This is a genomic window from Geothrix sp. 21YS21S-2, assembly GCF_030846775.1.
GTDB lineage: Bacteria > Acidobacteriota > Holophagae > Holophagales > Holophagaceae > Mesoterricola.
Map to the genome: position 1 here is coordinate 3136267 of NZ_CP132910.1, position 25814 is coordinate 3162080.

The following is a 25814-nucleotide window of genomic DNA, read 5'->3' on the forward strand; positions in this document are numbered from 1 at the left end:
AGCACCCCTTGCTCGCATTCGAAGAACTGGAAGTTCGGTACGGACCGGTGGTCGCCCTTCGCGGGGTGACCCTGGAGCTGGAGCCGGGGATCATCGGTCTCCTCGGCCCCAACGGCTCGGGCAAGTCCACGCTCCTCAAGACGCTGCTGGGCCTGTTGCGGCCCGCAGGGGGCCGGGGCGAGGTGCTGGGCGTGCCCCTGGGCAGTCCCGATGCGGCGAAGTTGCGTTCCCGCATCGGGTACATGCCCGAGTACGACGCCCTCATCGAGGACGCCTCGGCCTACGAGCAGGTGGCCTTCTGGGGCGAGCTGAGCGGCCTCTCCGCCCGCCAGTCCCGGGACCGCTCGCACGAGGTGCTCTACTTCGTGGGGCTGGACGAGTCCCGCTACCGCAACGTCTCCGGGTACTCCACGGGCATGCGCCAGCGGGTGAAGCTGGCCCAGGCCCTGGTCCACTCGCCCGAACTGGTCTTCCTGGACGAGCCCACCAACGGCCTGGATCCCGACGGCCGCACCCGCATGCTGGACCTGGTGCTGAAGGTTCGCGCCGAGCTCGACACCAGCGTCGTGCTGGCCAGCCACCTGCTGCTGGACGTGGAGCGGGTGGCGGACCAGCTGGTGATCCTGGACAAGGGCGAAGTGAAGGCCAGCGGCAGCATGGCGGGCCTGCGCAGGATGCTGGCCCGGCGCTTCGAGCTGCGGTTCCTGGATCCGCTGGCGCCTGGGCAGGAGGCCGAACTGGGCCAGCTGGGCACCGTGCTGGAGGCCCGCAACGGGCTCTACGACGTGGAGCTGGCGGACCCCGATCCCGTGGCCGCCTTCCGGTGGGCCCAGGCGAGGAACGCCACCCTGGTGCAGCTCACCCCCAGGCATGACCGCCTCGACGAAGTCCTGATCCGCGCCCTGAGGCCCGCCTGATGCCCATCTACGCCCCCTCCCTTCCCCCCCGCCCCGAGCAGGGCCTGGGCCTGCCGCCCGCGCTCGTGATCTTCCGCTTCGACCTGCGGCGGGTGCTCCGCCTCAAGCTGGGGCGGTTCTTCGGGTTCGTGTTCCTGGCCATCCTCCTTATCCTCTGCGCGCAGCTCTACGTGAACCACCTCATGGCCAGCAAGGCCGCCCTGGCCGACATCCGGAAGGTCACCGACGCCTTCCTCCCCCAGGGCGCCAGGTTCCAGGCCGGGCTCCTGAACCCCTTCATGATCACCATCCTGTGGCTCCAGGTGGCCCTGGTGGGCGGCGGGCTCGTGGCCCGGGACACCCTCTACCGCATCCGCCCGCTGCTCTATGCCCACCCCGTCACGCCCAGGGACTATCTCGGCGCCAAGGCCCTCTTCGCCGCGGGGCTGCCCCTGGCCGTCATGCTTCCCTTCATCTTCCTCCCCTGGGGCCTGTCCCTGGCCATCGCCGGGCTGCACGGGCCGGTGTGGCCCACGGCGCCCCTCTACCTTCTGCCCGCGGCCGCCGCCATTTCCGCCCTCATGGGGGCCGTCACGCTGGGCGCCTCCAGCCTGGCCTCCTCCCCCAAGGCCGGCTTCGGATGGGCCCTCGGCATCCTGCTGGGCTCGAGCGCCCTGGGCGCGGTCGCTTCCGGCGCCCTGTCCGACCCGCGCTGGATGGCCCTGGGCGTGGGCACGCTGAGCAAGGCCTGGCCCCGGCTCATCCTGGGCCTGGACAGCGAGCAGGGCTGGATCCCGGTGCTCCTTGGCACCGCCTTCCACCTGGTCCTCTGGCTGATCATCGCAGTGCGGCGCACGCGCCCCAGCGAGGCGACGATATGATCTCCCTCCAGCGCGCCTCCCTCCGCTACGGCGACATCCTCGGCCTTTCCCCCACCAGCTTCGACCTGGGACCCGGGGGCGGCATCACCGGCCTCCTGGGCCCCAACGGCGCCGGCAAGTCCAGCCTCATCCAGCTCCTGTGCGGGCTCCTGCCGCCCTCGGGCGGCGAGGTGAGGGTGTTCGGCGAGGCGCCCTACCGCAACCCCGCCGTGCTCTCCCGCCTGGGCCTGGTGCCCGAGGGGGACCGCTTCCCGGGCGGCATGCGCGCGGACCGGTGGCTGCGCATGATGGGCCAGCTCTCCGGCCTCCAGGGCCGCGCCCTGGACCTGGCCCTCCAGCGCGCCCTGGCCATCACCGGCATGGAGAGCCGGGCGCGCCAGCCCTTCACCTCCATGTCCAAGGGCATGCGCCAGCGCATCCGCCTGGCCCAGGCCCTGCTCCACGAGCCCTCGCTCCTCATCCTGGACGAGCCCTTCAACGGCCTGGATCCCGAGGCCCGGCTCCAGCTCATGGACCTCCTGCGCATGCTGGCCGGGGGCGGCGCCCGCATCATCGTCTCCAGCCACATCCTGGGCGAGGTGGCCCAGCTCACCGACCGCATCCTCCTGCTCTTCCGCGGCCGGCTCCTGGCCGAGGGCAGCGTGCCCGAGATCCGCGAGCTGCTGGACCGGCACCCGGTGGAGCTGCGGGTCACCGCCCCCTCCGCCACCGCCGTGGCCCGGTGGGCCGTGGAGCAGGGCGAGCTGGTGGCCCTGCGCATGGAGGAGGGCGGAGCCGTCCTGGCCGTGCGCAACCCCAGGACCTTCCTCCCCCGGCTCCAGGAGGCCGTGGTGGAAGGGCGCCTGCCCCTGGCCGCCCTGGATCCCCTGGATCTCAACCTGGACGCGGTCTTCCAGTTCCTCACCAAGGACCACCAATGACGAGCCGAGCCCTCTCCGCGATGACCACCGTGCGCGCCGTGGCCCTGGGCTACGCGCCGAGGGTCCTCCAGGCCCGGGGCTGGGTGCTCTGCGCCCTGGCCGTGGTGCCCGTGGCCTTCTCCTTCGTGGGCCTGATGGTCGGCAGGCAGTTCGGCAACTTCGACTCCCGCCTGGCGCTGCATCTCTTCCACGGGGTCCTGGCGGCGCTCGTCCTCCCCATCATGGTGCTGGTGGCCGCCCCCGGCGGGATCCGGGAGGACCTGGAGCAGCGCACCCTCCCGCTCATCCTCGTGCGCCCCGTGCCCGTGTGGAGCCTCCCCTTCGCCAAGGGCCTCGTGTGGTTCGCCTGGGGCGCGGGCTGGCTCGCGGCCGCCGGCCTCGGCCTCATGGCCCTGGGCGCGGACGCCGCCTCCGCCGCCCTCCAGGCCCTGGCGCTGGTGCTCGCCTTCTGGGCGGAACTGGCGTTCATGAGCCTTCTGGTGCTCGTCTTCAAGCGGGGCACCCTCTGGGGCGCCCTGGTGTTCTTCGGCTGGGAGTCCATCCTGCGCGTGCTGCCCGCGACCCTGCAGCGCTTCACCTTCCTCCACCACATCGAGAGCATTTCCGGCAGCCGCGGCGGCATGGTCGCGGACTGGGAGATCCTGGCCCAGGAACAGATCGCCAGCCCCGTGCTGGTGTCGGTCCTGGCGCTGGTCCTTTTCGGCGCGCTGTGCTGGGCGCTGTGCGGCTGGAAGCTGCAGAAGACGCCCGTCGGTCTGGCTGGGCGGGACGCGGAAGGCTAGGATCGGGGTTCGCCGTTACACTGGTCCGATGCCCTACCGCTCCGTTTCCCCCCACGGCACCGAGATCCTCATCGACCCCATCCCAGGCGTGCGCAGCTGCTCCGTGGGGTTCTGGGTGAAGCGCGGCTCCTGCTGGGAACTCCCGGGAGAGGAGGGGCTGGCCCACTTCATCGAGCACACGGTCTTCAAGGGCACCGCCCGGTTCCCGGAACCCCAGGTCATGGCCGAGGCCACCGACCACCTGGGGGGCAGCCTCGACGCCTTCACGGGCAAGGAGGCCGCCTGTTTCTACGGCAAGGTCCTGAAGGAGAAGCTCCCCGACCTGGTGGCCATCCTGGAGGACCTGGTGACCACGCCCACCTTCGACGCCGAGGAACTGGCGCGGGAGCGGAACGTGATCCTGGAGGAGATCAGCCAGAGCGAGGACCAACCTGACGACTGGGTGAGCGAGCTGTTCTACGCCAACTTCTGGCCGGGCAGCCCCCTGTCCCACTCCATCCTGGGCCGGCGGGAGCAGGTGGCCACCTACGGGCGGGACCAGGCCCGGGCCTTCTTCGACAAGACCTACCGGGCGCCCAACCTCCTCATCGTCGCGGCGGGAGACATCGAGGTCCAGCCCTTCCTGGAGCTGCTCGGGCCCGTGCTGGACGCCCTGCCGCGGGGCCTCCGGGACGAAACCGGCCGCGCCGCCTCCGGCCGGCCCCGGCCCTTCGTCCTCAACACGCCCCGCAAGGAGCTGCAGCAGACCAGCCTCGTCATGGGGTTCCCGGCCCATCCCCACGTGCATCCGGACCGGGCTGCGGTGGGGGTGCTGAGCCACGTGCTCGGAGGCGGCATGTCCAGCCGGCTCTTCATGGAACTGCGGGAGAAGAACGCCTTGTGCTACCAGGTGGGGACCTACCTCACCCACTACCAGGACACCGGGGCCCTGCAGATCAGCGCCAGCTGCGCGCCGGAGCGGGCCCGGGAGCTGGTGCGCCGCGCGGCCGCCGAGTGCGCCAAGGTGCGGGCCTCGGGCGTCACCCTGGAAGAGCTGGAGCGGGCCAAGCTGCAGCTGCGCACCAACCTGGTCTTCAGCCAGGAGTCCGCCACCAGCCGCATGTTCTCCCTCGCCTACCAGAGCCTGCACACGGACCGCATCCTGACCCTGGACGAGCAGATCGCCGAGATCGAGGAGGTCGGACTGGAGCAGGTGCAGCGGGTGGCCCGGGAGGTGCTGGACCCCTCCGCCCTGGCGGTTTCCGCCCTGGGCATCCGGCGGGCGGCGGGAATAAGGCGCGAGGATCTGGCCAGCTAGCAGTCTGTGCCGGTATGGGAAATTCCTGAAAATGCCTCCATCATGGCGGGCGGTCTGCCATGGCCTGTAGTTTTGACCCCCGTGGGGTGACTTTTCCCCGGCAGGAGCCCAAGCTTTGGGGGTCATGATCCCCACGGCCCCCCTGAATCCCGGTGCAGCCAGTCCCCTCTATCTGCAGCTGCAGCGTACCCTGCGTTCGCTCATCCAGGCCAACGAGTGGAACCCGGGCATGCGGCTCCCGGCGGTGCCGGATCTGGCCCTGCGGTTCAAGGTGCACCGCCTGACCGTGCTCAAGGCCCTGGCGGGGCTCAAGCGCACGGGGTGGGTGCAGACCGTCACGGGCCGGGGCAGCTTCGTGAGCGACTACCTGCCGGAGGCGCCCGCCCTGCTGGATCCCGACATCTTCCCCTTCCAGGGCTCCTCCCTGCGGGTGCGGGAGGACGAGCTGGGCCCCTGGCTGGGCGACACGCTGGAGGCGGCCCAGAACCGCAGCCTGGTGAGCTTTTCCGCAGCCTTCCCCCCCACGGACCTGCTGCCGGGCGACGCCCTCCGCCGGCTGTACACGCGCACCATGAAGGAACTCGACGCCGAGGCCTGGGTGTACGCCGCCCCCGCGGGCCACCCGTCCTACCTCTCCGGGGTCGCCGGGTGGCTGCGGGACGAGGGGGAACCCGTTCCCCCGGGCTGGGGCATCCGCTCCATCCCCGGTTCCCAGGCCGGCCTGGCCCTGGTGCTGGAATCGCTGACCATCCCCGGCGACCGGGTGCTGGTGGAGAGCCCCTGCTACGTGGGGGCCCTGGCCCTCATCCGCACCCTGGGCCGCGAGGCGGTTCCCGTGCCGGTGGACCGCAACGGCCTGAACCCCGACCGGCTCGCCTCCCTCCTGCAGAAGGGCGACGCGAAGTTCCTCTTCACGGTGCCCACCTTCCACAATCCCACCGGCATGACCCTCTCTCGCGCGCGGCGGGAGCGGATCCTCGCGCTCACCCGCGCCCACGGCGTCACGGTGGTGGAGGACGACACCTACGGGGACCTCCGCTTCATCGGCGGGCGCACGCCGAGCTTCCGGAGCCTGCCGGGGGCCGAGCACGTCATCCACCTGGGCAGCTTCTCCAAGTCCGTGGCCGCGGGCCTGCGCCTGGGCTACATCATCGCCCCCGACGCCGTCCTGCGCCGGCTGGCCCTGGTGCAGGAGGTGCACACCATCGCCCTGCCCACCCTCTCCCAGGCCGTGATGGGCCACTTCCTGGACTCCGGCGGGTTCCGGCGCCACCTGGTGCGGATCCGCAAGGCCCTCCGGGAGCGCCGGGACGCCATGCTGGAGGCCATCCAGGCCAGTTTCCCCCGGGACGCCGAAGTCACCGAGCCCAAGGGCGGCATGCACCTCTGGGTGGTGCTCCCCGAGGACGTCTCGGCCCTCGATCTCCATCGCGAAGCCATCTCCCACGGGCTGGGCTTCGCCCCGGGTCCTCTCTTCTTTCCGGATGGGCGGGGCACCAACTGCCTTCGCCTCAACTTCTCAACCCATGCGCCGAGCGTGACCCGCGAAGCCATCGAGCGCCTGGGCGGGCTCATCCATGCCCGCCCCGGCGTCTCAACCCCGAAGGAGCTCCCATGACCGCCCTCTCCACCTCCAACACCGCGCGCTTCGACATCCAGCTCGCCCGGGAACCCCTGTCGCCGGAGGAGCGGACCAAGCGCATGCAGAACCCGGGGTTCGGCAAGGTCTTCACCGAGCACATGGTGGTCATCCCCTACAGCGAGGAGCTGGGCTGGGGCAAGGGCGTGCTGAAGCCCTACGGCCCCATCGTCCTGGACCCCGCCGCCAGCGTCCTGCACTACGGCCAGGCGATCTTCGAGGGCTTCAAGGCGTACCGGCAGCCCGACGGCCACGTCAAGACCTTCCGCCCCGAGTCCAACGCCCACCGCTTCAACGCCTCCGCCCGCCGCCTGGCCATGCCCGAGCTGCCCGTGGACCTCTTCGTGGAAGCCGCGGACCTCCTGATCCGCCAGGAGAAGGACTGGGTCCCCAACGCCATCGGCGAGAGCCTCTACATGCGCCCCTTCATGATCGCCACCGAGGCGGCCCTGGGCGTCAAGGCCTCCAAGGAGTATCTCTTCATCCTCATCGCCTCCCCCGCCGGCGCGTACTTCCCCCAGGGCGTCAAGCCCGTGACCGTGTGGATCTCCGAGAACTACGTCCGCGCCGCGCCCGGCGGCACCGGCTCCGCCAAGTGCGCCGGCAACTACGCCGCCAGCCTCGTGGCCCAGACCGAGGCCAAGGCCGAGGGCTGCGACCAGGTGGTGTGGCTCGACGCCGTGCACCGCCGCTACATCGAGGAGATGGGCGGCATGAACATCTTCTTCGTGTACAAGGAAGGCGGCGAGACGATCGTGGTCACCCCCGTGCTCACCGGCACCCTGCTGCCCGGCATCACCCGCCTGAGCCTCCTGGACATGGCCAAGAAGCTGGGCTTCCGGGCCGAGGAGCGCCGGATCTCCGTGGACGACTGGCGCGACGCCCTCCTGGAAGGCCGCATGACCGAGGCCTTCGCCTGCGGCACCGCCGCCGTCATCACGCCCATCGGCACCGTGAAATCCGCCCACGGCGAGTGGCAGATCAACCGCGGCGAGACCGGTCCCGTGGCCTCCCAGCTGCGCGAAGCCCTGCTGAACCTGCAGCACGGCGTGGACCCCGACACCAACGGCTGGATGCACCAGGTCTGCTAGTCGGCACATTGCCTACCCATGAAAAGGGCCCCGGGATGGGGCCCTTTTCGTTCGCCCGGAGGCATGGAAAATATGGCAATCATCAAGAGGCGACCTATACTTTGGGACCTGAGACACCGTCTCATGAGCCGCCCCTCCGGGTGATGATTAATCTATGTTGCCGTCAGGTGCAGCCATGGAAGGTTATGCCGACCGGACCCTCCTGTCCGCCAACGCGATCATCCATCTTCAGGATATTGGAGACCTCCTGAAAACGGTTGATGAGAACGCCATGGTTTCGATCACGGACCCCCGGGGGCTGATCACCCACGTCAATGAACTTTTCTGCCGGATCAGCAAATATCCGGTCCACGAGCTCGTGGGCAAGGACCACCGGATCCTCAACAGCGGCTGCCACGAGGATTGCTTCTGGCGGAACCTGTGGGAGACCCTGCTGTCCGGCAGGGTCTGGAAGGGGGAGATCAAGAACCGGGCGAAGGACGGCACCTTCTACTGGGTGGACGCCACCCTCGCCCCCTCCTTCGACCCCGCGGGCCACCTGAAGCGGTTCCTGGGGATCTACACGGAGATCAGCCCCTGGAAGGAGGCCGAGGAATCCCTCCGCAGGGCCCAGCGCCTGGACAGCCTGCGGGTCATGGCCGGTGGGATCGCCCATGATTTCAACAACCTGCTGACGTCGATCCTGGGAAACTGCGGAATCCTGACCCAGGCCTACCCCCCGGAAAGCCAGGCCCTGCCCTTCCTGGACAACATCGAGAAGGCCGTGCAGCGGGCCGCGCTTCTCACGAACCAGATGCTCGCCTTCACCGGCCGGGGGCCCTGGCTGCCCATCCTGTTGGACCTCAATACCTTCGTCAAAGGCATGGAAAAGCTGTTCGAGGCCTCCTGCCCCAGGCGCATCGCCGTTCGCGTCGACGTGGCGGGCGAGCCCCTCCTGATCAACGCGGACCCTTCGCAGCTCCACCAGATCCTGGTCAGCCTGGTCAACAACGCGGCCGAGGCCATCGGGGAGGAAAGGGAAGGGGCCATCACCGTACGCGCCGGCCGGCACCTCATCGACCCGCCCGGGGCCCTGGCGTTCCTGCCCCAGACGCAGATGCGGCCCGGAGCCTATGCGGTCCTGGAGGTCGCGGACTCGGGCTGCGGGATGACGGATCAGATCCTTTCGAGGATCTTCGATCCCTTCTTCACCACCAAGTTCACCGGCCGGGGCCTGGGACTGTCGGCGGTGCTGGGCATCCTCCGGGCCTGGGAGGGCGGCATCGCCGTGGACAGCGTTCCCGGAGGCGGATCCGTGTTCAGGGTCTACCTTCCCCTGGTGGAGGCGCCGGAGGGCGGGGAGGCCCCGGAGCAGCCCGCGAGCCTGGTGCTCCCGCAGGGCAAGGTGCTGTTCGTGGACGACGAGCCCATGCTCAGGCAGTGCGCATCGGAGATCCTGATGGCCTCCGGCTTCGAGGTCGTCCTGGCCGAGGACGGCCTCGAGGCCCTGGAATGCTACCGGACCCATGCGGACGCCATCTCCATCATCGTCATGGACCTGTCCATGCCGCACCTCAACGGCGTCGAGGCCGCCACCCAGATCCGGGAGCTGGACCCCCGGGCCAAGGTGATCCTGAGCAGCGGCTACACCAGCGAGGTCCTGGCGGGCTCCCTCCGGAGCCTCAAGCCCGACGCCTTCCTCCACAAGCCCTACACCATGACCTCCCTGCGGGACGCCGTGCTCCAGGTCCTCCTGGGGGCCACGCCGGCATAGGAAAAGGGCCCCTCGCGGGGCCCTTTTCAATGCTGGTCCGTATCGAGACTACTTCTTCTCGGCAGGAGCGGCTTCCTTCTCGGCCTTCTTGGCAGCCTTCTTGGCCTTCTTGGCCTTGGGGGCGGCGTCCTTCTTGGCCTCTTCCTTCTTCTCTTCGGTCAGGGCCTTCTTGGCCTCTTCCTTCTTGGGCTCGACAGCCTTCTCGGCCTTCTTGGCAGCCTTGGCCTTCTTGGCCTTGGGGGCGGCGTCCTTCTTGGCCTCTTCCTTCTTCTCTTCGGTCAGGGCCTTCTTGGCCTCTTCCTTCTTGGGCTCGGCCTTGGCAGCCTTCTTGGCATCCTTCTTGGCCTCTTCCTTCTTGGGCTCGGCCTTCTTGGCTTCAGCCTTCTTCTCTTCGGTCAGGGCCTTCTTGGCCTCTTCCTTCTTGGGCTCGACAGCCTTCTCGGCCTTCTTGGCAGCCTTCTTGGCCTTCTTGGCCTTGGGGGCGGCATCCTTCTTGGCCTCTTCCTTCTTCTCTTCGGTCAGGGCCTTCTTGGCCTCTTCCTTCTTGGGCTCGACGGCCTTCTCGGCCTTCTTGGCAGCCTTCTTGGCCTTCTTGGCCTTGGGGGCGGCGTCCTTCTTGGCCTCTTCCTTCTTCTCTTCGGTCAGGGCCTTCTTGGCCTCTTCCTTCTTGGGCTCGGCCTTGGCAGCCTTCTTGGCATCCTTCTTGGCCTCTTCCTTCTTGGGCTCGGCCTTCTTGGCCTCGGCCTTCTTCTCTTCGGTCAGGGCCTTCTTGGCCTCTTCCTTCTTGGGCTCGGCCTTGGCAGCCTTCTTGGCATCCTTCTTGGCCTCTTCCTTCTTGGGCTCGGCCTTCTTGGCCTCGGCCTTCTTCTCTTCGGTCAGGGCCTTCTTGGCCTCTTCCTTCTTGGGCTCGGCCTTGGCAGCCTTCTTGGCATCCTTCTTGGCCTCTTCCTTCTTGGGCTCGGCCTTCTTGGCCTCGGCCTTCTTCTCTTCGGTCAGGGCCTTCTTGGCCTCTTCCTTCTTGGGCTCAGCCTTCTTGACGTCCTTCTTGGCGTCCTTCTTGACTTCGACCTTCTTCACTTCCTCTTTCTTGACGTCCTTCTTGGCGTCTTCGGCGAACGCGGGGCTGATGAGGGCGGCCGCGATGAGCAGAGCTGCGAGCTTGTTCATGGATTCTCCAGGTTCAATCCGGCACGGCCGGAAGCTGGGCACAAGAATGCATGAACCAGGCCAATACATAAATTGAACAATTGCTTTACTTAATAATTTGACCTTGAGGTCTTCTCCGTTGGATTCTGCAACGCGTTGCATTTTCCATCAGAGTCCCTCCTCCGGGCCCTCCGCCAGGCCCAGGTCCTTGAGCTTGCGGTAGAGGGTCGTCCGGTCCTTGCCCAGGATGTCGGCGATGCGGCTCTTGCGGTGCTCGTGCTTGAGCAGCACCTGGATGTAGCGCCGCTCCAGCTCCTCGAGGGTGGGCAGGTGGTCCCAGTCCTTGATCAGCTCGAGGAGGGGGGTGGGGGCGGCGGGGATGCTGGTCCCCTTGGCGCGCAGCTCGTCCCGTATCTTCTCGGGGAAGTCGTCCGGGGTGATCTCCCGGCCCCGGCTCAGCTGGGTGAGGTGTTCGATGATGTTGCCCATCTCCCGCACGTTGCCGGGCCAGCTGTAGGCCTCCAGCTGCTGGCGCGCGTCGGCCCTGAGGCGGTAGAACTGGCTGTCCTTGCGGCTGCACTCGGCCAGGAAGTGGTCCATGAGGGCGGGGATGTCCGAGAGGACCTTGCCGGTGCGCGCGTCCCGGGAGAACCGCTCGCGCACGGGAGGCACCCGGATCTCCACCACGCAGAGCCGGTAGTAGAGGTCCTCCCGGAACTTGCCGGCCTTGACCATGGCGGCAAGGTCCCGGTTGCTGGCGGCGATGACCCGCACGTCCACCTTGACGGTCTTGTTGCCGCCCACCTTGCGCACCTCCTGCTCCTGCAGGACCCGCAGGAGCCGCACCTGGAAGCCCAGGGAGGTCTCCCCGATCTCGTCCAGGAAGATGGTGCCTCCGGACGCCTCCTCGAAGAGCCCCTTCTTGTCCAGGACGGCGCCGGTGAAGGCGCCCTTCACGTGGCCGAAGAGCTCGGACTCCAGCAGCCCCTCGGTGAGGGCCCCGCAATTGATGGCCACGAACGGGCAGGCCTTGCGGTCGCTGCTCAGGTGGATGTTCTGGGCCACCAGCTCCTTGCCGGTGCCGCTCTCGCCGATGATCAGCACCGTGGTGCGGCTGTTCTGCAGCGAGGCGATGGTGCGGTAGACCTCCATCATCTTCGGGCTGGAGCCGATCATGACGCTCTGATGGAGGTCGACGGCCGTGTCCGGATCCTTAGGCCCGCCGCGGGAACCCTTCATGAGCAGGGCCCGCTTCACCAGGGACTGCAGGTCCTCGTTGTTCCAGGGCTTGGAGATGAAGTCGAAGGCGCCTTCCCGCACGGCCTCCAGGGCCTTCTCCAGGGTCCCGAACCCGGTGAGGAGGATGGTCTCCACCCCCAGGGGCTTGGCCGCCTTGAGCAGGTCCAGGCCGTCCAGGCTGGCCTCCAGGTTGATGTCCGAAAGCATCAGGTCGAAACCGCCCTCCCTGAGGTGTCGCAGGGCGTCCTCGGGCCGGGTGGCCTTGACCACGGCCACCTCCAGGCCGAGGCCCTCCCCGAGGAGCAGCTCCAGGAGGTCGCAGGTTTCCTGGGAATCATCCACAACCAGTATCCGGGCCATCGTTTTTTCCACCCTCGTCCTTAGAAGTTTCAACAATTCCTTCTGGAATCCGGGAATGCTTGAGCGTAATTTGGGGTCAACCTTCCCAGGAGTTCCTAATGAGATTACGCCTTGTTCTTGCCTTGGCCGCAACCCTGGTGTGCGGAGCCCTCGCCGCAGCCGATCTCACCATCACCTTCAACTCGGTGGCCAAAGGCATGATGGGTGCCGGCGGGACCTCCACCGAGGTCCACTACTACAGCAGCGAATTCAACATGGTGCGCAACGAGAAGGACCGCCGGGACACCCTGGTGGACTTCAAGAACGGCATCTCCTACACCATCGACCACAAGAAGAAACTCATATCCAAGATGAGCTTCGAGGACGCCCTGGCGGCCCTGGACGCGCTCAACGCCGCCCAGCCCGAGGGCATGGGGGCCATGATGGGCGCGATGTTCGGCGACCCCAACGACTTCAAGGTGGACAAGGTGGGCCCCGAGACCGTGGCCGGGCGCTCCTGCACGGCCTGGAACATCAAGGTGGGCAAGCTGGTCATGGCCCTTTCCGCCGACCCCACCCTGAAGATGCCCATCCCCGATGCCGCCTACATGAAGATGGTCCAGTCCCGCGCAGCGCAGTTCGCCAAGGCCGGCCCCATGGGCGCGAGCTTCAAGCGGCTCTACGAGGAGATGGCCAAGATCAAGGGCATCCCCCTCAAGACCCACATGACCGGCATGATGGGCATGGACGTGGCCACCGAGGCCACGAAGATCGAGCAGGGCCCGGTGCCCGCCGCCACCTTCGCCCTCCCCGCGGACTACAGGACCGAGGATGCGGGGAAGAAGATGCGCGAGGAGATGATGAAGAAAAAGTAGACCCGGCCGGTACAATGGAAGGATGACGAATCCGACCCCCTCCTTCGACGACGGACTGGACCGGCTGGAGGCCCTGGTGCAGCGGCTGGAAGCCGGGAACCTCGGCCTGGAGGAGGCCCTCCAGCAGTTCGAGGAGGGGGTCGGCCTGAGCCGGACCCTCCAGCAGCAGCTGGCCGCGGCCCAGCGGCGGGTGGAGGTGCTCAAGCAGGGCCTGGGCGGGGAGTACCGCGCCGAGCCCCTGGAAGGGGAGCAGGCTTGACCCTCCCGGCGCCCCAGCAGGTCAAGGCGGATCTCGACCGCCTCCTCCCCCTCTTCGAGTCCCGCTACCTCCTGCCCTTCGCCCAGGGCGAGGCCGCCAACCTGGCCCTGGCCATGACCTACAGCCTCCAGGCCGGCGGCAAGCGCATCCGGCCCGTGCTGTGCATGCTGGCCGCCGAGGCCGTGGGCGCCAGGGCCGAGGCGGCCCTGCCCTGTGCCGTGGCGCTGGAGTACATCCACACCTACTCGCTCATCCACGACGACCTTCCGGCCATGGACGACGACGACCTCCGCCGGGGCAAGCCCACGTGCCACGTGGCCTTCGGCGAGGGGCCGGCCATTCTGGCGGGCGATGGCCTCCTCACCGAGGCCTTCACGGTCCTGGCCTCCGATGCCGACCTCCCTCCCTCCCGTCGGGTGGAGGCCATCCGGGTGCTGGGGGAGGCCGCGGGCTGGCGCGGCATGGTGGGCGGCCAGGCCCTGGACCTGGAGGGCGAGGCCCGCACCCGGGGCGCCGATCCCGTGAGCCTGGCCGAACTGCAGGTCATCCACCGCCTGAAGACCGGGGCCCTGCTCCGGGCCTCCCTGGAGCTGGGCGCCATCGCGGGCGCCGCCGCCCCGGAGGAGCGGGCCGCCCTGCGGGAGGCCGGAGAAGCCCTGGGGCTCGCCTTCCAGATCCAGGACGACATCCTCGACGCCACCTCCACCCAGGAAGCCATGGGGAAGCGGGTTGGCAAAGACGAGGGCAAGGGTAAAATCACCTACCCCCTGCTGCTCGGGCTCGCTGGAGCCCGCAACGCCTTGCGGGAGGCCACCGAGCGTGCCCAATGTCAGCTACTATCGCTTCCGAATCCGCATTCCCTGACGGCCTTGGCCACGTACTTGGCGGGGCGCAGCGCGTGAGCCGGCAACCCCTCCTCGATTCCGTCACGGCGCCCCAGCAGATCCAGCATTTCTCCCTGATCCAGATGGAACAGCTGGCCCTGGAGCTGCGCCAGTTCCTCATCGACTCCATCAGCGTCACCGGAGGCCACTTCAGCTCCAACCTGGGCACGGTGGAGCTCACCGTGGCCCTCATGCACCACTTCGACTTCCTCGTGGACCGCATCGTGTGGGACGTGGGCCACCAGGCCTACCCGTACAAGATCCTCACGGGCCGCAAGGACCGCTTCCCCACCCTGCGCAAGCACGGGGGGCTGTCGGGCTTCCTCAAGCGCGAGGAGAGCGTCTACGACCACTTCGGCGCCGGGCACGCCAGCACCTCCATCTCGGCGGCCCTGGGCATGGCCCAGGCCCGGGACCTGCTGGGCCAGGACTTCTCCAGCATCGCCGTCATCGGCGACGGCTCCATGACCGCGGGCATGGCCTTCGAGGGCCTCAACCAGGCCGGGTTCCTGGAGACGCGCAAGTTCATGGTGATCCTCAACGACAACGACATGAGCATCAACCCCAACGTGGGTTCGCTCCAGGGCTACCTGAACCAGATGATCAACGGCCAGTACTACAACCGCTGGCGGGACCGCATCGAGTACGCCATCAAGGCCATCCCCGTGGCCAGCGTCAGCAAGCGCCTGGCCAAGGTCGCCAAGTGGAGCGAGGAATCCTTCAAGCGCATCGCGGTGCCGGGGCTGCTCTTCGAGGACCTGGGCCTGAAGTACATCGGCCCGGTCAACGGCCACGACGTGGCGGCCCTCCTGCGCGGCCTGGGCGAGGCCAAGGAGCGCATGGCCGAGGGTCCCGTGCTCCTCCACGTGCAGACCAAGAAGGGCTTCGGCTACGACCCCGCCGTGAAGGACCCCCTCAAGTGGCATGGCGTCACCGCCTTCGACGCCGAGGCCGGGGAGATCCGCAAGGCCCCCGTGGACCCCGCGAAGCCGGCGATGCCCTCGTACACGAGCGTGTTCGGCACGACCCTCACGGAGCTGGCCCGCAAGGACCCCAAGATCGTCGCCGTCACCGCCGCCATGCTGGACGGCACGGGCCTGAACATCTTCCAGAAGGCTCACCCCACGCGCTGCTTCGACGTGGGCATCGCCGAGCAGCACGCCGTCACCTTCGGCGCGGGCCTGGCCTGCCAGGGCCTCCGGCCCGTGGTGGCCATCTATTCCACCTTCCTGCAGCGGGGCTTCGACCAGGTGCTGCACGACGTGTGCCTGCAGAACCTGCCCGTGACCTTCGCCATGGACCGGGGAGGCATCGTGGGCGCCGACGGCCCCACCCACCACGGCCTCTACGACCTGTCCTTCCTGCGGTGCATGCCCAACATCGTCATCATGGCCCCCAAGGACGAGAACGAGCTCCGCCAGATGCTGTTCACCGCCATCTACAGCAACCGCCCCGCGGCCCTGCGCTACCCCCGGGGCAACGCGCTGGGGGTGCCGCTCCAGGATCCCATCGCCGCCCTGCCCATCGGCAAGGGGGAGCTCCTCCGGGAGGGAAGCGACCTCCTGCTGGTGGCCCTGGGCACCCTGGTGGCGCCGGCCGAGGCCCTGGCCCAGCGGCTCGCCGCGGAGGGGATTTCCTGCGCCGTCATCAACGCGCGCTTCGTCAAGCCCCTGGACGGGGACCTCATCAGCCACTGGAGCCGCAAGGTCCGGGGCGTCGTGGCCCTGGAGGAGGGTTGCGCCCCGGGCGGCTTCACGGCGGCCGTGGCCGAGCTCCTGGCGGACCAGGGCATCCTCCGGCCCCTGCTCCGCTGCGCCGTGCCGGACCACATCGTCCATCACGGGGACCAGGCGCTGCTCCTGGACGAAGAGGGCCTGAGCCCCCGAGCCCTATATGAACGAATCGTTGATTTCCATCGGAAACTACCGATCCAACTGCCTTCCAGCCAGGCTGCAAATTAAGTACGCCTGATTTCTTGCCCGTGGCGATGGCCTTGTCTATGGTTGATACAGCCCAACCCCAGACCGACCCGAGGCCTCGTTGAATCCAGCCAGCGCTCTGACCGCAGCCTTCGTCCTCCTCGCCGCCGTCCCGGCCTTCGGCCAGGACTGGGACCCCGTGAAGAGCGCCACCGGCTGGGCGTCCTTCGACCGGGACGGCTCCTGCGTCTTCCTCGACCCGGCGGCCCGCGCGCTCCGGGTCTGGTCCAGGGACACGGGCACCACCGAGATGCTGGCGGTATCCAGGCTGGATGCGCCCCCGGAGAAATGGGTCCTGGATCCCGCCGGCAACGCGTGGATTGTCACGTCCACGACCCTCCAGCGGCTGGAGAAGACCGGCAAGGCCGGCACCTCCTACTCCCTGCCCGCCGAGGTGGCCGACCTGGCCTGGGACGCCCGCAGCTTCGTGCTGTGCTACCGCACCAAGGAGCCCTACCTGGAGCGGAGGGACCTGAAGGGCGGCGCGGTGATGTGGACCTACGGCATCAAGCCGTCCAAGGGGGGCCTCGCCGCCCAGGTACGCCACCGCGTGGCCATCCGGGAGGACGGCAAGGTCCTGCTCACCTCCGGGGAGAGCCTCCGCCTGGACCTTCTCGATATCGAAAAAGGCACCCGCACCGGCACCGAGGACTTCACCGTGAAAGGCAAGCCCCTGCCCCTGCTGGCCCTGGCGGACGGGGACCGGGGCGGCCTGGCCTGGTGGATGAACAACAATGTCGCCCTCATGGCCGTGCCGGCGTACCAGTTGCCACCCGGTGAGGGTAAGGGCCTCATGCTGGCCCGGCTGGACCTGACCACCCACGACCTCCTGTTCCTGCCCACGGGCGCGGACGAAAAAGCCGTCCTGGTGGGAATCCTGGACAACAGCGCCGTCCTGCGCGGGCCGGCGGGCGGACTCACCTTCGTCCCGATCCCCTGACCTAGACGGGGCTCAGCACCTGCCTCAGATCGGACATGAGGCGCTCCAGCAGATCCTCGGTGAGGCTGAAGGCCACCTGCTGTTTCACCTCGTCGCGGCGGTAGAAGGCGATGCGCTTGACCACCACCTTGTCCCGGCCGATGGAGATCTCGTTGAAGCGGATCTGGGAATCGTCCTTGTAGGGGGGCAGGCTCCGCAGCTGGATGTACATGCCGCGGCGGTCGTGGTCCACGATCTCCAGGTGCTCGTCCAGGTAGGTGAGCTGGCGGGTGAGCACCTCGGCCCGGGACTTCAGCTTGGCGAAGGTCTGCTTCTTGGCGGCGAGGCGCTCGAGGGTGATGTGCCCCAGTTCCACCCCGTCCCCGGTGCGCCGCAGGGCCCCGCTCACCTCGCCCTCGCTCAGGGCGTCGCCGTCGCTGAAGGGCTCGAACCCCACGAAGTCCCCCGGCAGGACGGTGTCGTCGTAGCGCTTGGCTTTCCTGGAGAGTTTCATGGGTGGCGACCTGACGGGTGCGATGGATCCCCGCGCCCCGGGGGCGGGTGGCTATATTCAGCCTAGCGGTTTGGGGAACAAGGTTGTACCTGCCGAGAGGATACGGCAATTCCGGCCTTGCTTCATTGATTTAATCTACCTTCGGCCACCGGGACTTGTAGATCATCCGGTCCATGGAACGGGAGAAGGGGGTCCAGGCGCCTTCGCCCGCGTCCTCCCTCATGCCCCTGAACATGGCCTCCAGCTTGCCGTCCAGGTCGTCGAGGTAATGCACCAGCAAGGCTTCCGGGGTCTTGGGCAGCACCGGGGAGCCGTACTCCAGCTTGCCGTGGTGGCTCAGGACGATGTGCAGCAGGTGCAGCCGCAGGTCCTCCGGGAAGCCCGGAATGGCCGCGGCGGCGCGGCTGATCCACTCGGCCTCCATGGAGATGTGCCCGAGCAGGTTGCCCGCGTCGGAGTAGCCGAAGCTGCGCTGGTAGGTGAGCTCCTCGATCTTGCCCAGGTCGTGGAGGAGGACGCCGGCCAGCACCAGATCGGCATTCATGTCGGGATAGTGCGCGCAGGCCTTCGCGGCCATGCCGGCCACCGAAAGGGTGTGCTCGATGAGGCCGCCCAGGCACACGTGGTGCATGCTCTTGGCGGCGGGGGCCCGGCGGAAGGCCGCGCGCCGGACCGGGTCGTCCACGAAGAGCGCCTCCAGCAGCCGGCGGATCCAGGGGTCCTTCACGCCGGCCACGAGCCCGTCCAGCTCCCGGGCCATCTCCTCCGCGTCGCGCCGGCTCACGGGGAAGAACCGGGCCAGGTCCCCCACTTCCCCGTCCTGGGCGAAACGCAGCTTGTCCAGCCGGATCTGGGTGCGGCCGTTGTAGTTCGAGATCTGGCCCTTCACCTTGAGGAAGGCGTCGGGGACCACCTGGTCGAGGTCCCCCTCCACGGCCCGCAGATCCCACAGGAAGCCCTTGAGATCCCCGGAGGCGTCCGAGAGCTTGAGCTCCAGGTATTCCGAGCCCTTGGCGCTGGTCTTGAAGGACACCTCCTGGGCCAGGAGGAAGCCGTTGAAGACATCGCCCTCCTTGAGGGTGCGGAGGGCTGCCTGGTCTGTCATGGCTCAATCCTAATGGAACGTCGGAGTCTTGGGCCGCGGGGCCAGGGGATCCGCCATCTGGGCGTCGTCGGTGGGCGCCCAGCGCTCCTCCAGCACCTCGATGTAGGTCCACTGGTCGCCCCGGGGCACGTTGCCTTCGGGGACGTTCAGGACCCGGGCGCGGATGATGCGGTTGTACAGCGGGAATTCCAGCTCGACGCCAGCCTTCACTTCGAAGCTGGCCTTGCGGGGGGTGCCGTCCACCCGCACCATCCCCTCCTCGCAGAGCTCCCGGGCGAGTTCCCGGCGCTTGACGAGGTGGGTCTTCTTCAGGAACAGGTCCAGACGCACGTTCACCCCTTGATGATGTCGTCCTTCAGTACCATGTATCGGACGTTGGCGCGGATACGCAAGCCGGCGAGGTAGTTTTCGATCGCGTTCTGGGCCTTGGGCTCCTGCAGCTTCTCCAGGATCTTCTCCTTCACCTCGGCGAACGGCTTGGTGGTGTCCAGCTGGGCCTCGATGAGCTGGACCAGGTACACGTTCTTGTCCGTCTCCAGGGGGGCCGAGACCTCTTCGGGCTTCAGGGCGAGGGAGGCGGATTCGATGTTGGCGTGGAGGATCCCCTTGGGCAGCCAGCCCAGGTCGCCGCCGGTGCTGCGGCTGGTGCTGGTGGAGTATTCCTTCACCAGCGCCTCGAAGGTGGTGCCCTTCTTCAGGGCTTCCTGGATCTTCGCGACCACGGCCTTGGTGGCCGCCTGGTCCTCGGGGGTGACGCCCTTGGCCAGGACCAGCTCCCGGATGCGGAAGCGGGGGGGCTGGCGGTAGTCCTCCTTGTGGTCAAGGTAGTACGCGCGCAGCTCCTGCTCCTCGATGGCGATCTTGGAGTACACCTCGCGCCGGAGCACCTCCTGCTTCTGCATGTCCGTGCGGGTGCGGCTCATGTAGGCCTGGAGGCCGATGCCCAGGGAACCCTTGAGGGCCCGCTCGAAATCCGCATCGGTGGCGAAGTTGTTCTGCTTCTTGATGTCCTCGATGTAGTTGCGGATGTCCTCTTCCCGGAGCTTGATGCCCAGGTCCTCGGCCTTGTCCTGGATGATGAAGTTGTCCACGAGGCCCTGGAGGGTCTTCTCCCGGGCGTCCTTGAGCTTCTCGTCCAGGACCTTGCCGGAGAACTGCCGGTAGAGGGCGGCGGTCTCCTGTTCAACCGCCTGCTGAAAGGCCCTGCGGGAGATGGTGTGGCCGTTGACCACCACCAGGATCTCCTCCCGGACCTCCGGCGCGCCCATCAGGATGCAGGGGAGGGAGAGGAGCGCGAACCCGCGGACGCTCATTTGGCTCCCTTCCTGGCCTTGGCCGCCGGAGCCGTCGCAGCGCCTTCATGGTAGGCGACCTCCTTGCGGGCCGCTTCCATGTACTCGTTCATGATCTTTTCCTGCTTATCGGTGGTCGCCTGCTGCTTGGCGGCTTCCTTGGCGGTCTCGAAGGTCTGGGGAGCGGCGGGGGTGATCTTGTCCACCTTGATGAGGTGGTAGCCATGCATGGACTTCACGGGCTCGCCCACCTCGCCGACCTTCTGGTCGCGCACGGCCTTGTCGAACTCGGGCACGAACCGGCCGAAGGGCATGTTGTCGTAGAGACCGCCCTTGTCCTTGCTGCCCGGGTCGTCGGAATAGGTCTTGGCCAGTTCCTCGAAGGACTTGCCGGCCTTGAGGGCGTCCTGGATCTCCTTGATGCGGGCCTTGGCCTCGTCATCCGTACGGGCCTTCTCGGCGCCCTGGGCCCGGGTGCTCACCAGGATGTGGCGGGCGTTGAAGCTCTCGGGGGTCATGAACTTCTCGGGGTGCTTGTCGAAGAACGCCTTCACGTCCTCGTCCTTGATGGCCGACTTCTCCTTGAGCGAGGCGCCGTCGCGATCGAAGAGCGACTGGATGAGGACCTGCATCTCCATGAGCTGCATCTTCTTCGCGAAGTCGGGGGCCTTGGCGATGCCTTCCTTGCGGGCCTTGGCGGCCAGGATCTTGTAGTCCAGGAAGCGCTTGAGGTACTGCTCCCGGGCGCCGGCCATCATCATGACCTGCGCGCGCTGCTGCTCGGGCAGGGACACGGACAGGAAGAGCTCGAAATCCGATTCCCGGACCACGGTGGTGCCCAGGGTCGCAAGGACCTTGTCCTCCTTGGCCGGAGCCGGAGCGGCTGGGGCCTGGGGGGCGGGAGCGGGCGTCTGGGCGGCCAGGACGAGGGAGAAGGCGGTGCAAACGAGGCTGCGGAGCATGGACATCCTTTGGGCGATCAGTTCCGGCGGCCGCCCGAAAGCAGGCGGAGGAGGTTGAGGAAGATGTTCAGGAGGCTGATGAAGAGCGAGAGGGCGAAGCCCGCCGCGTCGGTGTAGTCGCCGCCCTGGAGCATGCGGGAGGTGTCCCACAGGATCTTGGCGGAGCACGCGATGACGATCACCGCAGAGATGGCCAGGTGGAAGATCTCCATCTGGACGAAGAACCCGATGAGGATGGCCACCATGGCCACCACCAGGCCCACCGTGACGAAGCTGCCCAGGAAGCTGAAGTCCTTCCTGCTGAAGTGCGCCACGGCGCTCAGCACCAGGAAGTCGGCCGCCGTCATGCCCATGGCCGCCATCACGATGCCCGGGCCCGACTGCTGCATGGCCGCGAGCATGGCCATGCCCGCGATGATGCCCGCCACGAAGGTGAACGCCGCGTAGGCGTACCGGTTCTGGGGTTTGGTTCGGCTGACCTTCTGGGCCCAGAAGAACGTTCCGAAATAGACGCCGAGGATGGGCCAGAAGAAGAACCGCCCCAGGGCCCCGATCAGGTAGTTCAGCACGAGGGGAGAGGCCAGGGCCCCCACCGCCGCCACGCCGAACCCGCCCATCAGCCACAGATAGACACTCCGGACGAACGCCGTGCGCTCCTCGGCGCGGGAGGCCCCGAAGATCGTCCTGCCTTCATAGTTGCTTTCCATGCTTGCGACCTCTGAAAACCCCACGCGAGGGGGACCTTCAATCGTATCACCTGCCCAATCCATTGCCTCCCCGAAGTCCGGCGGGGCCCGATGGTTCACAAGTTCAAGGGGTGGCGACAGAGGGGAAAAGGTTCCCGGCGCGGGGCAGGTCGGGGCACGGTTGGCGGATCGGGCCGGGGTCGTCGCCACCGCCCGGCGCGGGGGGGAAGCCGGAAGGCCCGGGGTCAGCAAAATCCAATAGACGTATTAAATTCTGCTAATTTTAGAATAATTTCAATCATAATTATTATAATTTTGTCTAGCATTAACACAGAATAGGCACTTTCTACCAGGAGATGCCATGAACATTCTTGGATCCCTCGCCGGACACCTCAAGCGCCTCGCCACTCCCGCCGCCCGGCCCGCCCTCACCCTCGATGAGGCCCTTCCCCGCCTCCTTCCCAAGGTCCGACCCAGGTTCCTCCATGAGACCCTTGCCCTGCGCCCAGGCGCGGCGCCGCCCGAATTCCGGCCCCTGGCGGGCATCTTCGCCACCAGCCTTGTGGTGGACTTCCCCGACTGCGAACTGGATGTGGGACCGAAGCAACTGGCCTCCTGGGGCGCCGACTACGATGCCCTCCTGCAGAGGGCCCGGACGAACCTCCTCCAGCGGGGCGGCGGGGAGCGCTTCCTCCAGGTGCGGCCCGGCCTCTTCCGCTCCACCTGGCGGGACGCCCTGGACGGCAGCCGCATCCTGCTGCCCGGCATGCTCAAGGGTCTCGACCTCCCGGGCGAGCCCGTTGTGGTCCTGCCCGACCGGGACACGCTCCTGGTGGCGGGCTCGGAGGATCCCCGCGCCCTGGGCTGGCTCCTGGAGTTCGCCCTGGACGTCCTGGGCGGCACCCCGAGGTGGATGAACAGCTGCCCCCTCAGGCTCGCGCACTTCCAGTGGGAGCCCTGGGACGGCGGCCCGGACCACCCCGCGGCCCCACTCCTGGCCCGCCTCCGCCGCCGGCGCCTCACCGAGGAGTACGCCGGCCAGAAGATCCTCCTGGACCGCCTCCACGGCAGGGAGGTTTCCGTGGCGCCGCTTCTCGTGACCGAGACGCCCTCGGGCGCCGTGCTCAGCTCGACCTTCCTCCCCGGGACCTCCGAGGAGGCCTGGCTCCCCGAGGCGGACCGCGTGGGACGCCTGGACGTAGGCGGCAGCCACCGCGCCTGCCAATGGTTCCCCTGGGACACCGCGCGGGCGCGGCTGGGAAGCCTCCTGGAGCCCATGGGGATCTTCCCGGAGCGCTACCGGATCCGGGCCATGCCGGCGCCGGAGTTGCTGGCTTCCCTGCTGGAGTGATGCCAATCGGGTTTCCCGAGCCCCTGTCGCGTCCGGAGTCGCGTGGAGCGCACGCCGTCGGGAAGAACCCCGGACCCACGCGTTCCCGCACCTGAGCAACATGGACCGGGGTGGTCTCCCGAATGATACCCATGATCGCCAGACTCTTTAGGGGGCCAGCACCGCCGGGTTGCTGGCAGACCGGAGCACGACGTTATGGTTCGGATTATTGGCGCTGTGGAATTGGCCCCATTGCAAGCACACCGCCGGGTCGGTGGTGATCGCGGAACCCAGCCTGCACGTCAGGCAGACAGCTAGATAATAAAGACCATTACTTGGTGTTCCCTGCATGTTCCCCACTTCAACACGCCTCTTCGGAATAGCGTCAAGCGCGGAATTCGAAGCGTCCGCCGCCGATCGGGTCATGTCGGCGAGTGGGCAGGAAACCCCATCCCCGCATGCGCCGAGTGTTTGAGTGACGGCGAGGAGCATCGCTCCTTGCAAGGCTATGCTTCTTATGTTCATAACATTCCTCCAAGCGGGCCGAGTTGCTCGGCGTTTATGGGGCCATTCAGCCCCGTCACTAGGACCTGACGGGCAAAAATCAAAGGTTTCATTCGAATATCAAACAGCAGCATTAAAAGTCTTATAATTCTGACTGACGGAATGTTGAGGGCCTGCCGCTGCGCGAGCGGTTGGGCATCCGGCTGAGCCCGAACCTTCAGGGGCCGTCCCACACTGTGGGAGAGAGGGTGGCAAAGGGAGGTCAGATGACGCAATCATGGCGAACCCACATCATCTTCGCCCTGCTGATGCCCCTTTGGGCGCATCCTGCGCCCGTCAGGGCAGGCGGGTTGCAGGATGTCCACTTTTTCGCATCTACCGAGGGAGCTGCCGCGGTCAAGGCGGCCATGGCCGAAACGGGAGCCACTTCCGTGGCCCTTGCCCTGGTCAACGGCCGCAAGTTCGTCTGGGAAGAGGCCTTCGGGTTCGCCGACGCCGCCGGGGAGGGTCCCGGTGCCAGGCTCATCGCCGCCAATTCGGATACACGGTTCGGCGTCGGAGAGGTAGGGAGGATCCTGGCCACCGTAGCCGTCCTGAAGCTAGCGGAAGAGGGCCGGTTCAGCCTGGATACCCCCGTGGCGGCACACCTCCCGGCCTTCCGCATGCTGTCGCCAGAGTACCGGCACATCTCCGTCCGGATGCTGCTGGGCCAGACTTCAGGAATACCAGGCACGGATCCACGTAGTCGATTCACCTCGGTGCCCTTTGCCGGCTATGCGGGCCAGGTGCTGGACGGCCTCGCGCTCCAGCGCCTCAATCATCTGCCGGGAATCCTGCCGGTACCCTGTGGCGATGGCTTCACGGTCCTGCAGGAATTGGTCCAGGCTGTGACCGGGGTTGCCTACATCGATTATGCGAAAAGGGAGATTCTCGACCCGCTGGGAATGAGACATTGTGATTTCATCCCGGCTCCACGTCCACAGAACGATCCCTACGCCCGGGCTTTCGATGGCATGCGACGGTGTCCCCTTGAATTCGCCAATGCCTATGCGTCATGCGGGTTCTATTCTTCGGCACCGGATATGGCCCGGCTCATGTCCATGCTCCTGGATGGCGGCAGCTTCAAGGGTGAACGAATCCTATCGGAGGAGACCGTAAAGGAGATGGGACGCCAGCAACTCCCGCCAGAGGCCGAACCCCTTCCCTCACCGTTTACAGCCTTCGGCCTGGGTTGGGACACCGTTTGCCAACCCGCTCTTCGCGCTGCCGGGTACGAAGCCTGGGCGATCCGCGGGCAGACACCCCATTATGCCAGTGCCATGATCCTCATACCTTCGGAGCGGATGGGAATCTTCGTGGCCGGAGCCACGAAGCTGAAGGCCGATGCCCTGGTCCAGGTCGCTGAACGCATTCTGATCCGAGCCTTGGTCGAGAAGGGCTCCATCCCGGAAATGCCCGCTCCTCCCGGACTGGAATTTCTGGCCGAAATCCAGGAGGAACCACGGGCGTTCCCCGACCTCCCCGGCATCTACAGTTCGCGGGAGCACACCTACAGGGTCAGGCCGGGCCGGTTCACCGGAACCCTGGACCTCGACCTTTACGAAGCTGGAGCCTCCACCTGGAAGCACCTTGCATCGGACATGCGGCCCCGAACGGACGGATGGTTCATCCCGGGTGGGGAGAGTGGAACGGCCTACGCCTTCCTCCGTTGGCAGGGAAGGCTCTACCTCGCGTTGCGCACCGGATCCCGGTTCAGCATCGACAGCCGCATCGTAGCCGAGCGGGTGACCACAGGCGGAAAGCCGAGCGGTTTTTGGGAGTCCCTAAGGGGTGGGACCTGGGTACTCGTCAATGAATCCTTGGACAGCGAATTGTTCATTGCTGCCCCCTTCATTGCCCTCAAGTCCCTTCCTGGACTCCCGAATCCACTGTTTGTGCATACGGTGGGTGCCTATCCGCTGGATTTCACATGCGATGCCTGCCCTGGGACCGCCATGCTGCGCATCCCGGGGCCTGCCGGGCAGGACCTGAACGAGGTGTGGGCCATGCAGCGCGGGGAGGAGGTGTGGCTCCGCTGCGCAGGCAGGGTCTTTAGACCGCTCGCCACCGTTCCGCTTCTACGGGATGGCGAAAACCCCCTGGCAACAGGGAAGGACGGCCACGTAGATTGGCGCGCAGTACCCGCTGGCGTCCATCATTTGGCCGTAAACGGTTTCGCGGCCTGGGCCCTCTTTGATTCCACCTTTGGCCTCAAGGCGAAGCACGCGGGCCCTGGCACGGTGACCGTCCACAACGGCCTTGGAGTCTCCTTCCTGGCGCTTCACGGACCGCCAGGCTGCGTGGGATCGGTAAGGATGCGATGATCGTTACCCGGAAGGGATAACCGAAGCATCGAGGAACCCTCGGCGGAGCGAGGTGGTGGAGCAAGCTGGCGATTCAACAGGGTTGCATCAAGCTGGTTCAAAGCACATCGGATAGGGTCCGTGTTTTTCGAGGACCGGAACCAGGGCCGTTTTAAACCA

Annotated in this window: 24 protein-coding genes; 15 read left to right on the forward strand and 9 right to left on the reverse strand. The window is 67.1% G+C overall.

Translation table 11 applies throughout. The features are described from left to right. The first annotated feature begins 8 nt into the window (after positions 1-8). The 8 genes from RAH40_RS13745 (at position 9) to RAH40_RS13780 (ending at position 9259) form a co-directional block, all read left to right on the forward strand. Complete coding sequence (locus RAH40_RS13745) at positions 9-917, forward strand: ABC transporter ATP-binding protein (protein ID WP_306598119.1); 909 nt, start codon at positions 9-11, stop codon at positions 915-917. Next, a complete protein-coding gene (locus tag RAH40_RS13750; RefSeq protein WP_306598120.1) occupies positions 917-1777 on the forward strand; it encodes a hypothetical protein in 861 nt (286 codons plus the stop codon). The genes RAH40_RS13745 and RAH40_RS13750 overlap by 1 nt, the downstream gene beginning before the upstream one ends. Further along, the gene (locus RAH40_RS13755; protein WP_306598121.1) at positions 1774-2697 is read left to right on the forward strand and encodes an ABC transporter ATP-binding protein; all 924 of its coding nucleotides are present in this window, start codon (positions 1774-1776) and stop codon (positions 2695-2697) included. The genes RAH40_RS13750 and RAH40_RS13755 overlap by 4 nt, the downstream gene beginning before the upstream one ends. Beyond that, positions 2694-3479: a hypothetical protein gene (locus RAH40_RS13760; RefSeq protein WP_306598122.1), complete on the forward strand. Its 786-nt coding sequence runs from the start codon at positions 2694-2696 to the stop codon at positions 3477-3479. The genes RAH40_RS13755 and RAH40_RS13760 overlap by 4 nt, the downstream gene beginning before the upstream one ends. Positions 3480-3507: 28 nt before the next feature. After that, positions 3508-4776, forward strand: a complete 1269-nt coding sequence (locus RAH40_RS13765; protein WP_306598123.1) for a pitrilysin family protein — start codon at positions 3508-3510, stop codon at positions 4774-4776. 124 nt (positions 4777-4900) lie between these two features. Continuing rightward, on the forward strand, positions 4901-6394 hold the full coding sequence (locus RAH40_RS13770) for a PLP-dependent aminotransferase family protein (protein ID WP_306598124.1): 1494 nt from the start codon (positions 4901-4903) through the stop codon (positions 6392-6394). Further along, positions 6391-7506, forward strand: a complete 1116-nt coding sequence (locus tag RAH40_RS13775) for a branched-chain amino acid aminotransferase (RefSeq protein ID WP_306598126.1) — start codon at positions 6391-6393, stop codon at positions 7504-7506. The genes RAH40_RS13770 and RAH40_RS13775 overlap by 4 nt, the downstream gene beginning before the upstream one ends. A 271-nt stretch (positions 7507-7777) precedes the next feature. Further along, entirely contained in the window at positions 7778-9259 is a 1482-nt protein-coding gene (locus tag RAH40_RS13780; RefSeq protein WP_306598127.1) for a response regulator, read from the forward strand. A gap of 48 nt (positions 9260-9307) precedes the next feature. On the opposite strand, the gene RAH40_RS13785 is transcribed toward RAH40_RS13780, so the two are convergent. Then, positions 9308-10567, reverse strand: a complete 1260-nt coding sequence (locus RAH40_RS13785) for a hypothetical protein (protein ID WP_306598128.1) — start codon at positions 10565-10567, stop codon at positions 9308-9310. A gap of 6 nt (positions 10568-10573) precedes the next feature. Continuing rightward, positions 10574-12004 (reverse strand): sigma-54 dependent transcriptional regulator, encoded by a 1431-nt coding sequence (locus RAH40_RS13790; protein ID WP_306598129.1) that lies wholly within the window; start codon positions 12002-12004, stop codon positions 10574-10576. A gap of 98 nt (positions 12005-12102) precedes the next feature. Here RAH40_RS13790 and RAH40_RS13795 point away from each other — a divergent pair, with 98 nt between their 5' ends. The 5 genes from RAH40_RS13795 to RAH40_RS13815 all read left to right on the forward strand — a co-directional run bounded on the left by RAH40_RS13795 (position 12103) and on the right by RAH40_RS13815 (position 16920). After that, the gene (locus RAH40_RS13795; protein ID WP_306598130.1) at positions 12103-12858 is read left to right on the forward strand and encodes a DUF4412 domain-containing protein; all 756 of its coding nucleotides are present in this window, start codon (positions 12103-12105) and stop codon (positions 12856-12858) included. Positions 12859-12880: 22 nt separating this feature from the next. After that, complete coding sequence (gene xseB, locus RAH40_RS13800; protein WP_306598131.1) at positions 12881-13117, forward strand: exodeoxyribonuclease VII small subunit; 237 nt, start codon at positions 12881-12883, stop codon at positions 13115-13117. Next, positions 13114-14019: a polyprenyl synthetase family protein gene (locus tag RAH40_RS13805; RefSeq protein WP_306598132.1), complete on the forward strand. Its 906-nt coding sequence runs from the start codon at positions 13114-13116 to the stop codon at positions 14017-14019. The genes xseB and RAH40_RS13805 overlap by 4 nt, the downstream gene beginning before the upstream one ends. Further along, complete coding sequence (gene dxs / locus RAH40_RS13810; RefSeq protein ID WP_306598133.1) at positions 14016-15962, forward strand: 1-deoxy-D-xylulose-5-phosphate synthase; 1947 nt, start codon at positions 14016-14018, stop codon at positions 15960-15962. Before RAH40_RS13805 ends, dxs begins: the two co-directional genes overlap by 4 nt. Before the next feature lie 79 nt (positions 15963-16041). Beyond that, a complete protein-coding gene (locus RAH40_RS13815) occupies positions 16042-16920 on the forward strand; it encodes a hypothetical protein (RefSeq protein WP_306598134.1) in 879 nt (292 codons plus the stop codon). A gap of 1 nt (position 16921) precedes the next feature. Here the strand turns inward: RAH40_RS13815 and RAH40_RS13820 are convergent, their stop codons facing one another. The 6 genes from RAH40_RS13820 to RAH40_RS13845 all read right to left on the reverse strand — a co-directional run bounded on the left by RAH40_RS13820 (position 16922) and on the right by RAH40_RS13845 (position 21479). Continuing rightward, complete coding sequence (locus RAH40_RS13820; protein ID WP_306598135.1) at positions 16922-17413, reverse strand: hypothetical protein; 492 nt, start codon at positions 17411-17413, stop codon at positions 16922-16924. Between the two features lie 130 nt (positions 17414-17543). Next, the gene (locus RAH40_RS13825; protein WP_306598136.1) at positions 17544-18518 is read right to left on the reverse strand and encodes a 3'-5' exoribonuclease YhaM family protein; all 975 of its coding nucleotides are present in this window, start codon (positions 18516-18518) and stop codon (positions 17544-17546) included. Positions 18519-18527: 9 nt separating this feature from the next. Next, a complete protein-coding gene (locus RAH40_RS13830) occupies positions 18528-18848 on the reverse strand; it encodes a S4 domain-containing protein (RefSeq protein ID WP_306598137.1) in 321 nt (106 codons plus the stop codon). Positions 18849-18850: 2 nt separating this feature from the next. Then, on the reverse strand, positions 18851-19831 hold the full coding sequence (locus RAH40_RS13835; RefSeq protein WP_306598138.1) for a peptidyl-prolyl cis-trans isomerase: 981 nt from the start codon (positions 19829-19831) through the stop codon (positions 18851-18853). Next, positions 19828-20772: a peptidylprolyl isomerase gene (locus tag RAH40_RS13840; RefSeq protein ID WP_306598139.1), complete on the reverse strand. Its 945-nt coding sequence runs from the start codon at positions 20770-20772 to the stop codon at positions 19828-19830. Before RAH40_RS13840 ends, RAH40_RS13835 begins: the two co-directional genes overlap by 4 nt. Positions 20773-20789: 17 nt before the next feature. Then, positions 20790-21479 (reverse strand): Bax inhibitor-1 family protein, encoded by a 690-nt coding sequence (locus tag RAH40_RS13845; RefSeq protein ID WP_306598140.1) that lies wholly within the window; start codon positions 21477-21479, stop codon positions 20790-20792. A 340-nt stretch (positions 21480-21819) separates the two neighbouring features. Between RAH40_RS13845 and RAH40_RS13850 the strand changes: the two genes are divergently transcribed. Then, a complete protein-coding gene (locus tag RAH40_RS13850) occupies positions 21820-22809 on the forward strand; it encodes a hypothetical protein (RefSeq protein ID WP_306598141.1) in 990 nt (329 codons plus the stop codon). Positions 22810-22956: 147 nt separating this feature from the next. Here the strand turns inward: RAH40_RS13850 and RAH40_RS13855 are convergent, their stop codons facing one another. Next, a complete protein-coding gene (locus tag RAH40_RS13855; RefSeq protein ID WP_306598142.1) occupies positions 22957-23280 on the reverse strand; it encodes a hypothetical protein in 324 nt (107 codons plus the stop codon). Between the two features lie 278 nt (positions 23281-23558). Here RAH40_RS13855 and RAH40_RS13860 point away from each other — a divergent pair, with 278 nt between their 5' ends. Continuing rightward, a complete protein-coding gene (locus RAH40_RS13860) occupies positions 23559-25655 on the forward strand; it encodes a serine hydrolase (protein ID WP_306598144.1) in 2097 nt (698 codons plus the stop codon). Positions 25656-25814 lie beyond the last annotated feature (159 nt).